Source organism: Pseudomonas linyingensis, assembly GCF_900109175.1.
In the GTDB taxonomy this organism is placed as follows: Bacteria; Pseudomonadota; Gammaproteobacteria; order Pseudomonadales; family Pseudomonadaceae; genus Geopseudomonas; species Geopseudomonas linyingensis.
Map to the genome: position 1 here is coordinate 46,203 of NZ_FNZE01000019.1, position 13,747 is coordinate 59,949.

12 protein-coding genes are annotated in these 13,747 nt (G+C 65.4%); 10 read left to right on the forward strand and 2 right to left on the reverse strand.

What is annotated here, in order from left to right:
* Positions 1 to 3 precede the first annotated feature (3 nt).
* The gene (locus BMZ19_RS18975; RefSeq protein WP_090313153.1) at positions 4 to 1,248 is read right to left on the reverse strand and encodes a dienelactone hydrolase family protein; all 1,245 of its coding nucleotides are present in this window, start codon (positions 1,246 to 1,248) and stop codon (positions 4 to 6) included.
* A gap of 422 nt (positions 1,249 to 1,670) precedes the next feature.
* On the opposite strand from BMZ19_RS18975, the gene BMZ19_RS18980 reads away from it, so the two are divergent.
* Complete coding sequence (locus BMZ19_RS18980; RefSeq protein WP_090313154.1) at positions 1,671 to 2,699, forward strand: AraC family transcriptional regulator; 1,029 nt, start codon at positions 1,671 to 1,673, stop codon at positions 2,697 to 2,699.
* 473 nt (positions 2,700 to 3,172) lie between these two features.
* Here BMZ19_RS18980 and BMZ19_RS18985 read toward each other — a convergent pair whose 3' ends face one another.
* Entirely contained in the window at positions 3,173 to 4,180 is a 1,008-nt protein-coding gene (locus BMZ19_RS18985) for an AraC family transcriptional regulator (protein ID WP_090313155.1), read from the reverse strand.
* 455 nt (positions 4,181 to 4,635) lie between these two features.
* On the opposite strand from BMZ19_RS18985, the gene antA reads away from it, so the two are divergent.
* The 9 genes from antA (at position 4,636) to BMZ19_RS19030 (ending at position 13,688) form a co-directional block, all read left to right on the forward strand.
* A complete protein-coding gene (gene antA / locus BMZ19_RS18990; RefSeq protein WP_090313156.1) occupies positions 4,636 to 6,027 on the forward strand; it encodes an anthranilate 1,2-dioxygenase large subunit in 1,392 nt (463 codons plus the stop codon).
* Positions 6,027 to 6,518, forward strand: a complete 492-nt coding sequence (antB, locus tag BMZ19_RS18995) for an anthranilate 1,2-dioxygenase small subunit (RefSeq protein ID WP_090313157.1) — start codon at positions 6,027 to 6,029, stop codon at positions 6,516 to 6,518. Before antA ends, antB begins: the two co-directional genes overlap by 1 nt.
* A 19-nt stretch (positions 6,519 to 6,537) precedes the next feature.
* Complete coding sequence (gene antC / locus BMZ19_RS19000) at positions 6,538 to 7,563, forward strand: anthranilate 1,2-dioxygenase electron transfer component AntC (protein WP_090313158.1); 1,026 nt, start codon at positions 6,538 to 6,540, stop codon at positions 7,561 to 7,563.
* Between the two features lie 136 nt (positions 7,564 to 7,699).
* The gene (locus BMZ19_RS19005) at positions 7,700 to 8,863 is read left to right on the forward strand and encodes an ABC transporter substrate-binding protein (protein ID WP_090313159.1); all 1,164 of its coding nucleotides are present in this window, start codon (positions 7,700 to 7,702) and stop codon (positions 8,861 to 8,863) included.
* A 62-nt stretch (positions 8,864 to 8,925) separates the two neighbouring features.
* Positions 8,926 to 9,837: a branched-chain amino acid ABC transporter permease gene (locus BMZ19_RS19010; RefSeq protein WP_090313160.1), complete on the forward strand. Its 912-nt coding sequence runs from the start codon at positions 8,926 to 8,928 to the stop codon at positions 9,835 to 9,837.
* A 10-nt stretch (positions 9,838 to 9,847) separates the two neighbouring features.
* A complete protein-coding gene (locus BMZ19_RS19015) occupies positions 9,848 to 10,873 on the forward strand; it encodes a branched-chain amino acid ABC transporter permease (RefSeq protein ID WP_090313161.1) in 1,026 nt (341 codons plus the stop codon).
* Positions 10,870 to 11,619, forward strand: a complete 750-nt coding sequence (locus BMZ19_RS19020; RefSeq protein WP_090313162.1) for an ABC transporter ATP-binding protein — start codon at positions 10,870 to 10,872, stop codon at positions 11,617 to 11,619. Before BMZ19_RS19015 ends, BMZ19_RS19020 begins: the two co-directional genes overlap by 4 nt.
* On the forward strand, positions 11,612 to 12,301 hold the full coding sequence (locus BMZ19_RS19025) for an ABC transporter ATP-binding protein (protein ID WP_090313163.1): 690 nt from the start codon (positions 11,612 to 11,614) through the stop codon (positions 12,299 to 12,301). Before BMZ19_RS19020 ends, BMZ19_RS19025 begins: the two co-directional genes overlap by 8 nt.
* Positions 12,302 to 12,428: 127 nt before the next feature.
* Positions 12,429 to 13,688: an OprD family porin gene (locus BMZ19_RS19030; RefSeq protein WP_090313164.1), complete on the forward strand. Its 1,260-nt coding sequence runs from the start codon at positions 12,429 to 12,431 to the stop codon at positions 13,686 to 13,688.
* Positions 13,689 to 13,747: the final 59 nt, after the last annotated feature.

Below are 13,747 nucleotides of genomic sequence, written 5' to 3' on the forward strand. Positions count from 1 at the left end.
CCCTCAGCGCGGCTTGTCGGCGCTGGAGGCCCAGCTCGGCATCAGGGTGTTGGACGGCAGGCTCTCGTCGAGCAGCTTCTGCGCGGTTTCACGCCCGGCGACCGGCAGTCCGGCGGGGTCGAGCAGGCCGATCTGCACCAGCACGCTGGCCTGATCCCAGTAGATGTGCTCGTGGTAGAGCTTGGGCCCGCGAAACTTGACCACGCCGAGCATGGGAATTTCGACACGCTTGCCGGTGGGAGCCACACCCGGCAGCAGCCAGTCGATCTCGCAATCGTGGGTGAAGCTCATGATGAATTCGTCGACGACTTGCGAGGCACCGACCGTCCGCGAGATGGGCGTCAGCTCCATGTCCTTGGGGTTGTTGTGGACGAAGTGGTAACGGTAGAAGCGGCTCAGATCCCGGTAGCCCACCCCGCCGGTCATGGTCGGGATATGGTTGACGTAGGGCTCGGCGACCATGGTGGCCATGGTCGCCGGCACGTCACGGGTATCGAACTCGTGACGGATGTGCTCTTCCCAGAGGGCGGAGAGGTTGTAGTCGGGACCGATGGCCCGCCGCAGCGCTGCGATGGTGCGCTCATGGGCCAGCAGCGCAGCCGACTTGTTGAAGTGGTCCCCCTGCGGACGGGCGAAGGCATGGTCGACGCCCGGATATACATACAGCTCGACGCCGGCCATACGCCCTAGACCTTCGACGATGGCGGCACGGGCATTGGCAGGACAGAACGCATCCAGCTCGGCGAGGTGCAGCACCAGGCGGCCCTGCAGGTTTTCCGCCTCCGCCAGGGCGTGCTCGATGCCGACGCCGTAGTAGCCCACGGCGCAGGCCACCTCCGGCAGCCGGCAACCCGCCAGGTAGGCCAGCTTGCCGCCCAGGCAATAGCCCACGACGCCGATCCCTGCGCCAGTGCATTCGTCCAGCCCCTTCAGGGCCCGAATGCTGGCCTGAATATCCTCGACCCCGAGCCCTTCATCGAAACCTTCGTAGAGGGCAAGAGCCCGCGGAAAGTCGGCCTCGGTGTAACCCAGCTCGATGCCGCGCTCCTGGCGCCAGTAGAGGTCGGGTACCAGCACCGTGTACCCCTCCTCGGCCAGCAGGTCAGCCACCTCACGCATGGTCTGGTTGACGCCGAAGATTTCCTGGCACAGCACAAGACCAGGCCCACGGCCGTCTACCGAGATCGCCAGATAGGCCTGAAATTGTTCTCCGGATGCAACCGGGATATTTATATAACGGCCTTTCATGAGTTACCTCCAAGGGTTGTGGGAAGATGTGAATCCATCCTGCGCCCACGACCCATCGCCATCTATCCGCTTACTGCGAGCAGAGTCCACTTTATGCACAAACTTGAATGTCTTACTTACAACAAGGAAAAACTTTCAAATAGCGCAAAGTGCAGTGACCGGAAAACCATAAAACACACTCACCTCGACTACCGCGCAAGAGCACAGTTACCCACGAAGCCCGTTGAACAGTGGCAGCGCCACCCTTTGAAATCGGCATGATTATTGCGACACACAAGCGAAAAAACCCTGCCGGGTTACTAAAAGAAACTGAAGGTGCGTGCCGTAATCCGATAACTGCAGCCACTATCCAGATCCTGCAGTTACCTTGTTTCACAACCGCGCGCCCTGCCTTGAAACCGTGCATGCAAGCGAGGTACCCCATGAACCAACAGCCGAGCCAGGAGGACGGCGGCAGCCGATTTCTCGGAACACCGCTGTTCACGCAGCAGAACAGGCTGTTCCTGCTGAGCGATCTCAACGCCATCCGCGAAGGCGTGGGAGGCATCTTCAAGCCCCATGACCTGTCACCAGTCCGGACTGGTGATCCAGTCAGCGCGCAGATGCACCATGTCGGGCTGGGACAGTTCTCGCTCAACCGGCTGGAGTACGGATCATCGGTGAAGATCGACCCCGGCAAACTGGAGTCCTTCTATCTGATCCAGGTGCCAATCCGCGGCCAGGCCGAGATCGTGTGCAACCGGCATTCCTTCATGTCGAACACGCGGCAAGCCTCGCTGATCTCGCCCAGCATCCCCGTGCTCATGCGCTGGCAAGCCAATTCACCCCAGCTGGCCATCCGCATCGAGCAAAGTGAACTGCAGCAGCACTTCGCCCAGCATTTCCCCGGCGGACTGGACCGGCCTGTCGAGTTCCACCCCGAGCTGGACCTGCTCAGCCCCGGTGGCAAGCACTTCCTCGGCCTCCTGGAAATGCTGATGGATGCCTTTGCCCAGCCCCAGCATCCACTGCACCAACCGCTGGTGCGCAAGCAGTTCGAATCGGCCCTGCTGAATGCCCTGATCTATGGCCAACCGCACAACCTCAGCGCCCGCATGGATGGAGAGGCTCGCCCCAAAGGCATCTCCCCGCACTTCGTCAGGCGCACCGAAGAGTTCATGCGTGCCCACGTCCACGAGCCACTGACGATCGAGCAACTGGCCGAGTATGCCGGCGTCAGCGTACGCACCCTGTTCGCGGGCTTTCGCGACTTCTGCGACACCAGCCCAATGGCCTACCTGCGCAACCTGCGTCTCGAACAGGTGCACCAGGAGCTGATCGGCCAGCCACAGGCCTCAGTCACCGACATCGCCTTCAGATGGGGCTTCGCCCATCTCGGGCGCTTCGCTCAGGAATACAAACGCCGCTATGGTTGTCTGCCCTCGGAAACGGCGCGTTTCCGCCCCGACTGAGGCGACCAGGCAAGAAAGAAGGGCCTACAGCAACCACTCTCGCGGGTAGTTCAGACAACCGCGTCTGAGCTACCCTGTCCTTGTCGATCACGACGATCGGCATGGTCATCGGCAAGTTCGCCAACGCGGCTACATGATCATGCTTATGTTCACAGGTTAACGAGATGCATATGGATCATCGGCTGGCACTGAACCAGAGAAACCATATCCGACAGTCATATACAGCCACTACGATAGTGCACAGTGACTGTGCATCAATATAAATAGCATTCGCTTTACAACCGACTGTCCAACGCACACTAAAGAGGAGTAACGCCTGTCCTGCTGAAGGTTTGTGCAGCCACCCAACTCAAATTCAGAACATCAAAACTCCGAGGCCATTCGCTGCAATAAGCCACAGCACGGCCATGATCAAGTCATGGCAACTCGATATCGGCGTCACTGACGCCGATATCGACCAACAGAACCGATCACTAGCGTTGCCGCCGCGCCTCGGCCCGCTGCACCGTCATGCTCGGCGTTTCGTCGAACAGCTTGCGGTACTCGCTGGAGAAGCGTCCCTGGTGGGAAAAGCCCCAGCTCAGAGCGATCTCGCAGATATTGCGCTGCGAGCGATCCTCGAGGAGGTCCTGACGCACGGCGGTCAGGCGGTACTTCCTCAGGTAGGCCATCGGCGACAGGCCGAAATACTTGGCGAAGCCTTCGTACAGCTTGAAGCGCGATACGCCGGCGGCCTGCTCGATGTCCTCGAGGTACATTTCCTGGCGGGCGTTGGCCTGGATGAAGTCGCGGGCGCGCACCAGGTAGTACGGCAGCTTGACCTGCAGGCGCTCGCGCAGCTCCCGCGTGTAGTTGTGCGGCTGGGTGAGGATCAGGCCCTTGATCAGCGCGTTTTCCATGTCCCTCGTGAAGTAGAGCTCGTCGTAGAGATCGCGACTGCGCTCCAGTTCGTCGGCCAGGTGGCGAACCATCCGCCACCAGGACGCCGAGCCGCCGTGGACCGCGTCCATCTCCGCCTCGAAGCTGAGCGGCACATCCACGCTGCGCTGCAGCAGATCCTCCAAGGTCTTGTGGATGGCCGCCTGGGGAATGGCGACCTGCAGCTTGCGGCAGTCGCCGGCGATGGTCAGCTCCTGATGCTCGAAGGGCATGACGATCACCCCGCAGTCCCGGTCGGAGCGCAGCAGCCGCCCGGCCTTGGCCAGCTCCTGCTCGCCCGACAGCGGCAGGCTGAGGCTGTAGCAATTGAGCTTCATGTCCTCGCCGACACCGATGGTCACGTCGGTGCCGTACTGGACGTAGCCGAGGATCGTCGAAGTGGAGCGCAGCACGTTGCCGCTGTGGTGGAACTGGATGCGCTCCGGCTTGCTGGCCCTGAGTACATGCGGACCGCAGACTTCGGACATCCAGGAACGCGCTCCGGCGAGATCGAAGCGATCGGCAACAATATCCCGGAAATGCAGATCGTTATTCTGGTTCATCGCAAGGCACCTGTTGAATCTGTTCGATCAGTTGCGCTCTGACGGCGCTTGGTACATATCAGCAGCAATTGTCATGCCATGCCCGGGCGACGGCTTATCCGGAAATTCAGGATAGCGCCTGACAACTTTCCGGACAGCTTCTTCGGCCGAACGGCGGATCGGACGGCATCAACCATGCGCCATGCCTCGTTCCAGAGCGGCCGCGCTCCAGGCCGCAGCTGAGTGTTACCGCCCACAGGCCCCGCCGCCTGTAGTGTTACCCCCCGCCCCGCACCTGCCCCGACTTCCGTGTCATGTCCGCGCTAGCCGGCAACTGAGCACGCTGCCTGTTCATTACCGCAAACCCGTATCCGGAATTTCCGGATTGTCTTCGCCAACCAGGCGGATAGACCGGTTTGCCCGCGCTTTCCTTTAATGGCTTCCACGGATCACCCGCTGTGGAAGGTACAAAAACCATGACGAATTCAAATAAAAGCATCGAGCAGTGGAAAGACTACATCGGTAGCTGCGTGGACTTCCGTCCCGCCGAAGGCATCTACCGCATCGCCCGGGACATGTTCACCGAGCCGGAGTTGTTCGACCTGGAAATGGAGCTGATCTTCGAGCGCAACTGGATCTACGCCTGCCATGAAAGCGAGCTGGCCAACGCGCACGATTTCGTGACCATGCGCGCCGGCCGCCAGCCGATGATCATCACCCGCGACGGCAACGGTGAGCTGCACGCGCTGATCAACGCCTGCCAGCACCGCGGTGCCACCCTGACCCGCGTCGGCAAGGGCAACCAGTCCACCTTCACCTGCCCCTTCCATGCCTGGTGCTACAAGAGCGACGGCCGCCTGGTGAAGGTCAAGGCCCCGGGCGAGTACCCGGAAGGCTTCGACAAGGCCACCCGCGGCCTGAAGAAGGCGCGCATCGAGAGCTACAAGGGCTTCGTGTTCATCAGCCTCGACGTCGCCGGTACCGACAGCCTGGGAGACTTCCTCGGCGACGCCCGGGTGTTCTTCGACATGATGGTCGCCCAGTCGCCCACCGGCGAGCTGGAAGTGCTGCCCGGCAAGTCCACCTACACCTACGACGGCAACTGGAAGCTGCAGAACGAGAACGGCCTGGACGGCTACCACGTCAGCACCGTGCACTACAACTACGTGGCCACCGTGCAGCACCGCCAGCAGGTCAACGCGACCAAGGGCGGTGCCAGCAGCACCCTGGACTACAGCAAGCTGGGCGCCGGCGACGCCGAGACCGACGACGGCTGGTTCTCTTTCCACAACGGCCACAGCCTGCTGTTCAGCGACATGCCCAACCCCGCCGTGCGCCCCGGCTACGCCAGCGTGATGCCGCGCCTGGTGGAGGCCTACGGCCAGGCCAAGGCGGAGTGGATGATGCACCGCCTGCGCAACCTGAACATCTACCCCAGCCTGTTCTTCATGGACCAGATCAGCTCGCAGCTGCGCATCGTGCGCCCGGTGGCCTGGAACAAGACCGAGATCATTAGCCAGTGCATCGGCGTGAAGGGCGAGTCCGACGCCGACCGCGAGAGCCGCATCCGCCAGTTCGAGGACTTCTTCAACGTCTCCGGCATGGGCACCCCCGACGACCTGGTCGAGTTCCGCGAGGCCCAGCGCGGCTTCCAGGCCCGCCTGGAGCGCTGGAACGACATCTCCCGCGGCTACGACAAGTGGGTCAGCGGCCCCACCGCCAACAGCGAAACCATCGGAATCGCCCCGGCGCTGACCGGCACCGAGTTCACCCACGAAGGCCTGTACGTCAACCAGCACGCCAACTGGCAGCGGTTCCTGCTCGAGGGCCTCGACCAGAAAGCCCTGAAGCTCAAGGAGGTGGAGTAATGAATCCGCAACTGCAGTACCAGATCGAACAGTTCCTCTATGCGAAGTCGGCGCTATGCGACGCGCAGGACTGGGACGCCTACCTCGAGCTGTTCGACGAGCAGTGCGAGTACCACCTGCCGCAGTGGGAGTCCGAGCACGAATACACGAAAGACCCGAAGCGCGGCATGTCGCTGATCTACTACGCCAACCGCTCGGGTCTCGAGGACCGCGTGTACCGCATCCGCACCGGCAAGGCCGCCTCGACGGTGCCGATGCCGCGTACCGCGCACTTCGTCGACAACGTGCGGATCGCCGAACTGGACGGTGGCCAGCTGGAGGTCAAGGCCAACTGGCACACCCTGTTCTGCCGCCTGGGGATGAGCGACCAGTTCTACGGGTACGTCACCTACCACCTCAAACCGGCAGGCGAGAGCTGGAAGATCACCCGCAAGCACATCGTGCTGCTGAACGACACCATCAACTCGGTGCTCGACTTCTACCACCTCTGATTGCCCGGATGTACGCGCCATGAGCCACAAGGTCGCCTTCAGTTTTGCCGACGGCAAAACCCTGTTCTTCCCCGTGCAGGGCAACGAGATCCTTCTCGACGCCGCCCTGCGCAACGGCATCAACATCCCGCTCGACTGCCGCGAAGGCGTGTGCGGGACCTGCATGGGCCGCTGCGAGTCCGGCCGCTACGAAATGGACTACGTGGACGAGGAGGCCTTGTCGGCCCAGGACATCGAGCAGCGCAAGATCCTCACCTGCCAGACCCGGGTGAAGTCGGATGCGTCGTTCTACTTCGACTTCGACTCCAGCCTGTGCAGCGCGGCGCGTCCGGCGGAGCAGCGCGGCGTGGTCAGCCACGTCGAGCAGGTCTCGCCGACCACCGCGATCCTGCACGTGGACGCCGGTCGTGACGGCCAGCAGCTGGACTTCCTGCCCGGACAGTACGCCCGCCTGCTGGTGCCGGGCACCGACTCGAAGCGTTCCTACTCGTTCGCCAACCGGCCGAACGCGCAGAACCGGCTGCAGTTCCTCATCCGTCTGCTGCCGGATGGGGTGATGAGCAACTACATCCGCGAGCGCTGCCAGGAGGGCGACGAGATCCGCTTCGAGGCTCCGCTGGGCGCCTTCTACATGCGCCACATCGAGCGGCCGCTGCTGCTGGTGGCCGGCGGCACCGGGTTGTCGGCCTTCCTCGGCATGCTCGACGAGATCGCCGAGCGCGGCGGCTGCGGCCAGCCGGTGCACCTGTATTACGGCGTGCGCCAGGCGGCCGACCTCTGCGAGCTGGAGCGCATCCAGGGCTACGCCGAGCGCATCCCGGGCTTCAGTTTCACCCCGGTGATCAGCGATGCGGATCCGGACTGGAACGGCCAGCGCGGCTACGTGGCCGAGCACTTCGACGCCGCCGCGCTGCGCGAGCTGCCCTTCGACATGTACCTGTGTGGCCCGCCGCCGATGGTCGAGTCGGTCAAGGACTGGCTGGCGAGCAACGCCATCGACAGCGGCCGCCTGTATTTCGAGAAGTTCACCGAAAGCAATACCTGAGCGTCGCCGCGGGCCGGACTCCGGCCCGCGGATCGCTCCACCGACAAGAACAACACAGCTCCACCGCTTCACCACTGCCCACGACAACAACTAGCAGGCCGGATCGTGTCGGACCTGCACAACCAAGGCGGTAACCATGAAAAAGACCCTCAACCTTGCGATGCTCGGGGCCGTACTGGCCTCTTCCCTCAACGCCCTCGCCCAGGAGCCGGTGCGCATCGGCTTCATCACCACCCTGTCCACCCCCGCCGGCTACCTCGGCGAGGACGCCCGCGACGCCTTCCGCCTGGCCATCGAGCAGGAAGGCGGCAAGCTCGGCGGCGTGCCGGTGGAACTGCTGGTCGAGGACGACGGCCTGCAGCCCGCCAAGGGCAAGCAGATCGTCGACCGCATGACGCTCGACGGCATCTCCCTGTACACCGGGGTGATGTTCTCCAACGTGCTCGCCGCCGTGGTCAACGCCGCCACCCAGGGCGACCGCTTCTACATCAGCGCCAACGCCGGCCCGTCCAACCTCGCCGGCGAGCAGTGCAAGGCCAACTACTTCGCCGCCTCCTACCAGAACGACGTGCCCCACGAGATGGCCGGCGTCGCCGCCAACGACCTGGGCTACCAGAAGATGGTCATCCTCGCCCCCAACTACCAGGCCGGCCGCGACGCCCTGGCCGGCTTCAAGCGCACCTTCAAGGGCGAAGTCAGCGAGATCTACACCAAGCTCAACCAGCTGGACTTCTCCGTGGAGCTGGCGCGCGTGCGCGCGCTGAACCCCGACGCGGTGTTCCAGTTCCATCCGGGCGGCGCCGGCATCAATTTCGCCAAGCAGTACGGCAGCTCGGGGCTGGCCAAGAGCATCCCGATGGTGGTGCCGGTGTTCTCCATGGACGAGCGCATGCTCGCCGCCACCGGCAACGTGGCCGAAGGCGTCAACGTGGTCAGCGGCTGGAACCCGCAGTCCGACAAGCCGGCCAACCAGGCCTTCATCCAGGCCTTCACCGCCAAGTACAACCGCGCGCCGACCATGTACGCCGCCCAGGGCTACGACACCGCACGGCTGATCGGCTCGGCGCTCAAGGCCACCAGCGGCAACCTCGAGGACGCCGATGCCTTCCGCAGCGCCCTGCGCGCCGCCGACTTCGACTCGGTGCGCGGCGACTTCCGCTTCGGCAGCAACCAGCACGCGGTGATCGACTGGCACCTGCTCAAGGTCCAGGCCGGCGCCGACGGCAAGCTCGCCGAGGTGCCGGTCAAGACCATCGCCACGGCCCAGGTGGACAGCTACGCCGCCAAGTGCGCGCTCTGATCCCCGCCTGACCCCGCCAGCCCGCCGGCCCTGCCGGCGGGCCCATACCGCAGGACTTCGCCATGCTGTTGCTCGAACAATTGCTCAACGGCCTGCAGTACAGCGCCCTGCTGTTCCTGCTCGCCTCCGGCCTGACGCTGATCTTCGGCATCATGGGCGTGATCAACCTGGCCCACGGCGCCTTCTACATGGTCGGTGCCTTCTGCGCGGCCTACACCGCCATGGCCAGCGGCTCGTTCTGGCTCGGCGGCCTGGCCGCCCTGGCCGGCTCAGCGCTGTATGGCCTGGTGATCGAGACCGCCATCATCCGCCGGCTGTACAACCGCGACCACCTCGACCAGGTGCTGGCCACCCTGGCCGTGGTGTTCTTCACCAACGAGCTGATCACCCTGCTGTTCGGCCGCAGCCCGCCGGCCATGCCCACCCCGGAGTGGTACGGCGCCTTCGTCGAGGTACTGCCGGGGCTGATGTACCCGGTCAGCCGCCTGCTGTTCATCGGCGCCGGGCTGCTGGTCGCCGTGGGCATGTGGCTGCTGATCAACCACACCCGCCTGGGGATGCTGATCCGCGCCGGCGCCGACGACCACGAGATGGTCGGTGCGCTGGGGGTGAACATCGGCCGCCTGTACACCCTGGTGTTCGTGTTCGGCTGCGCGCTGTGCGGGCTGGCCGGGTTCATGGCCGCGCCGCTGCTCTCGGTGGAGATCGGCATGGGCGAGAAGGTGCTGATCACCACCTTCGTGGTCATCGTCGTCGGCGGCGTCGGCTCGGTGCGCGGCGCGCTGGTCGGCGCCCTGCTGATCGGCATGGTCGACAGCCTGGGCCGTGCCTACGTGCCGCCGCTGCTCGACCAGCTGCTGCCCGCCGAAACCAGCGGCGCGCTGTCCGCCGGCCTGCTTTCCGCCAGCGCCTACATCGTCATGGCCCTGGTCCTGCTGGTTCGTCCGCGTGGTCTGCTGCCCGCGCGTGCCTGAGGAGAATCCCATGTCCCGTCGCATCATCATCGACCTGGCCTGCCTGGCCACCTTCGCCCTGCTGCCGCTGCTCGCGGCGCTGCTGGACGAACCCTTCCTGGTCAGCCTGTTCACCCGCCTGGCCATCTACGGCATGGCCGCCGCCAGCCTCGACCTGTTGATCGGCTACGGCGCCCTGGTCAGCTTCGGCCACGCCGCCTTCTTCGGCCTCGGCGGCTACGTGGTGGGCATCGTCGCCTTCCATACCGCGCAGTTGATGCCGCTGTGGGGCTGGGAAGGCAGCAACAGCGCGCTGATCGTCTGGCCGCTGGCCCTGCTGTGCTGCGCCCTGCTCGGGCTGGTGATGGGCTACCTGTCGCTGCGCACCAGCGGCGTGCAGTTCATCATGATCACCCTGGCCTTCAGCCAGATGCTCTACTTCATCCTCGGCTCGCTGTCGTTCTACGGCGGCGACGACGGCATCCTGCTGAACGAGCGCAACAGCCTGCCCGGCCTCGATCTGAACGACGCCAACCAGTTCTACTACCTGTGCGTCGCCCTGCTGGTCGGCTGGCTGCTGTTCTGCCGGCGGCTGGTCGGCTCGCGCTTCGGCTTCGTCCTGCGCGGCCTCAAGCAGAGCGAGCGGCGCACCGTCAGCCTGGGCCTGCAGCCGGTGCGCTACCGCCTGACCGCCTTCGTCATCGCCGGCCTCGGTGCCGGCCTGGCCGGCATCCTCTGGGCCAACTACGCGCTGTTCGTCAGCCCGGACATGGCCGCCTGGCAGAAGTCCGGCGAGCTGATGGCCATGGTCATCCTCGGCGGGGTCGGTACCCTGCTCGGCCCGGTGCTCGGTGCGGCCGCCTACCTCGGCCTGGAGCAGCTGCTCAGCCTGTGGACCGAGCACTGGCTGCTGGCGTTCGGCCCGCTGCTGCTGCTGGTAGTGCTGTTCGGCCGCCAGGGCATCTACGGCCTGCTGATGAAGGGCGCCGACAAGCCGCGCCGCGCCAGGGCCAGGTCCGCCCTCCCGCCCCTCGCCGCCCAGGAGGTCCGCCCATGAGCGCGCATCTGTCGATCCGCGGCCTGGAGAAGTCCTTCGGCGCGGTGAAAGCCACCAACAACGCCAACCTGGAACTGGCCGCCGGTGAGCTGCACGCCATCATCGGCCCCAACGGCGCCGGCAAGTCCACGTTGATCGCGCAGATCGCCGGCGAGATCCGCCCGGACAAGGGGCAGATCCTTCTCGGCGGCCGCGACATCACCGCGGTGCCGGCCCATGAGCGGCCGCGCCTGGGCCTGGCGCGCTCCTTCCAGGTCAGCCAGCTGTACCCCGAGTTCAGCCTGCTGGAGAACCTCGCGGTGGCCATCGCCGCCCGCGAGGGCAGGAGCTTCGGTTTCTGGAAGCCGCTGTCGCGCGACCGCAGCCTGCTCGATCCGGCGTTCGCCTACCTGCAGCAGGTGGGCCTTGCCCCTCGTGCCGAAGATCGCGTCAGCGAGCTGTCCCACGGCGAGCGCCGCCAGCTGGAGCTGGCCCTGGCGCTGGCCCAGGAGGCCTCGGTGCTGCTGCTCGACGAGCCGATGGCCGGCCTCGGCGCCGAGGAGTCGGCGCGCATGACCGAGCAGCTCATGGCGCTCAAGGGCCGCTACGCCATCCTGCTGGTCGAGCATGACATGGACGCCGTGTTCGCCCTCGCCGACCGCATCACCGTGCTGGTCTACGGCGAAACCATCCTCAGCGGCAGCGTCGAGGAAATCCGCGGCAGCCAACTGGTCCGTGCGGCCTATCTGGGAGAGGAACATGCTTGAAGTCAGTGGACTGCGGGCCGGCTACGGCCTGAGCCAGGTGCTGTTCGACATGCACCTGAAGATTGAAGCGGGTCAGGTGGTGTCGCTGATCGGCCGCAACGGCATGGGCAAGACCACCACGGTGAAATCCATCATGGGCCTGCTCAAGCCCAGTGCCGGCAGCATCCGCGTGCACGGCCAGGAGCTGCGCGGCGCCACCCCCTGCCGCATCGCCCAGGCCGGCCTCGGCCTGGTCCCCGAAGGCCGCCGCGCCTTCGGCAGCCTGAGCGTCAAGGAGAACCTGCTGGCCACCGCCAGCAGGGGCGGCAAGTGGGATCTGGCGCGCATCTACCAGCTGTTCCCGCGCCTGCAGGAACGCCAGGACCAACTGTCGAAGACCCTCTCCGGCGGTGAGCAGCAGATGCTGGTGGTCGGCCGCGCGCTGATGACCAATCCGCAGCTGCTGATCCTCGACGAAGCCACCGAGGGCCTGGCGCCGATCATCCGCGAAACCATCTGGAACTGCCTGGCCACCCTGAAGGCCGAGGGCGAGACCATCCTGGTGATCGACAAGAACCTCAAGGAGATGGCACGGGTGGTCGACCGCCATCACATCATCGAGAAGGGCCGCCAGGTCTGGGAAGGCACGCCCGCCGAGCTGGCCGCCGCCCCGGAACTGTCGCACCGCTACCTGGGCGTCTGAGCCGCGCCCAACCCGGCCCGTGATCCCCGCGGGCCGGATTATCCGACGCAACCTGCCCCCATCGGCCCACCCCGGGCCGGCGGCGGCCGGCTGCGCCCTGAAAACCACAACAAGAAAGAGCCTTGCGATGAGCTACAAGACCCCAACCCTGCCCCTGCTGTTGAGCACCCTGCCCCTCTCCGCCCTGGCCGCCGACGCCGGCTTCCTGGAGGACTCAACCGCGACCCTGAACGCGCGCAACTACTACTTCAGCCGCGACTTCCGCGACGTACCCGCCAGTGCCCAGTCCAAACAGGAGGAGTGGGCCCAGGGTTTCATCCTCAACTTCAAATCCGGCTATACCCCGGGCCCGGTCGGCTTCGGCGTCGACGCCATCGGCCTGCTCGGCATCAAGCTGGACGGCAGCCCGGATCGGGCGGGGGGCAAGGGCACCGGTCTGATGCCGCGCCATGGCGACGGCGAGCCGGCCGACGAGTACAGCCGCGCCGGCGCGGCGCTCAAGGTCAGGGCGTCGAAGACCGAGCTGAAGGTTGGCGAGCTGCAGCCCAACCTGCCGGTACTGGTGTTCTCCGACATCCGCCTGCTGCCGCCGACCTTCCAGGGCGCCAGCATCGTCTCCCAGGAAATCGCCGGGCTGACCCTGCAGGGCGGCCAGATGCGCGCCATGAGCCAGCGCGACGAGGCCGGTGACGACGAGATGTCGCCGTGGATCGGCCGCCGCGCGGTGCTTGCGGTGAGCAGCGACCGCTTCAACTACGCCGGCGCCGACTACGCCTTCAACGCCAACCGCACCAGCGTCGGCGCCTGGTACGCGCAGCTGGAGGACGTCTACCAGCAGCGTTTCTTCAGCCTCAAGCACAGCGAGCCGCTCGGCGCCTGGACCCTCGGCGCCAACCTCGGCTACTTCGACTCCAGCGAGGACGGCGACCAGCTGGCCGGCGCCATCGACAACCAGACCTTCTACACCATGCTGTCGGCCAAGCGCGGCGGGCACACCTTCCAGGTCGGCTACCAGACGCTGTGGGGCGACCACGGCATGGTGCGCATCTTCGGCAACGTGACGCCGCTGGCCAACGAGCTGCCGACCTTCGACTTCGCCTCCACCGACGAGCGCTCCTGGCAGGCGCGCTACGACTACGATTTCGCCGCCCTCGGCATCCCGGGCCTGGTCAGCACCGTGCGCTACGTGAAGGGCGACAACGTCGATACCGGTCTCGGCTTCGAGGGCGAGGACTGGGAGCGCGACCTGGATCTCGCCTACACCGTGCAGAGCGGGCCGCTGAAGAACGTCAGCGTGCGCGTGCGCAATGCGGTCGCGCGCTCCAACTACCGGGCCAGCATCGACGAGAACCGCCTGATCATCAACTACACGGTCAGCCTGTTCTGACCCTCGGAGGGCGCGCCGGTCGGTGCGCCCCTGTTCCCTTCGCCTTCCTGATTGCAGCG

What these genes read in the sequence shown, in the direction of transcription:
- BMZ19_RS18975 (WP_090313153.1), bottom strand. Translation starts at nt 1,248, where the DNA reads ATGAAAGGCCGTTATATAAATATCCCGGTTGCATCCGGAGAACAATTT.
- BMZ19_RS19010 (WP_090313160.1), top strand. Translation starts at nt 8,926, where the DNA reads ATGCTGTTGCTCGAACAATTGCTCAACGGCCTGCAGTACAGCGCCCTG.
- BMZ19_RS19025 (WP_090313163.1), top strand. Translation starts at nt 11,612, where the DNA reads ATGCTTGAAGTCAGTGGACTGCGGGCCGGCTACGGCCTGAGCCAGGTG.
- BMZ19_RS19030 (WP_090313164.1), top strand. Translation starts at nt 12,429, where the DNA reads ATGAGCTACAAGACCCCAACCCTGCCCCTGCTGTTGAGCACCCTGCCC.
- antA (WP_090313156.1), top strand. Translation starts at nt 4,636, where the DNA reads ATGACGAATTCAAATAAAAGCATCGAGCAGTGGAAAGACTACATCGGT.
- BMZ19_RS19005 (WP_090313159.1), top strand. Translation starts at nt 7,700, where the DNA reads ATGAAAAAGACCCTCAACCTTGCGATGCTCGGGGCCGTACTGGCCTCT.
- antC (WP_090313158.1), top strand. Translation starts at nt 6,538, where the DNA reads ATGAGCCACAAGGTCGCCTTCAGTTTTGCCGACGGCAAAACCCTGTTC.
- BMZ19_RS18985 (WP_090313155.1), bottom strand. Translation starts at nt 4,180, where the DNA reads ATGAACCAGAATAACGATCTGCATTTCCGGGATATTGTTGCCGATCGC.
- BMZ19_RS19020 (WP_090313162.1), top strand. Translation starts at nt 10,870, where the DNA reads ATGAGCGCGCATCTGTCGATCCGCGGCCTGGAGAAGTCCTTCGGCGCG.
- BMZ19_RS18980 (WP_090313154.1), top strand. Translation starts at nt 1,671, where the DNA reads ATGAACCAACAGCCGAGCCAGGAGGACGGCGGCAGCCGATTTCTCGGA.
- BMZ19_RS19015 (WP_090313161.1), top strand. Translation starts at nt 9,848, where the DNA reads ATGTCCCGTCGCATCATCATCGACCTGGCCTGCCTGGCCACCTTCGCC.
- antB (WP_090313157.1), top strand. Translation starts at nt 6,027, where the DNA reads ATGAATCCGCAACTGCAGTACCAGATCGAACAGTTCCTCTATGCGAAG.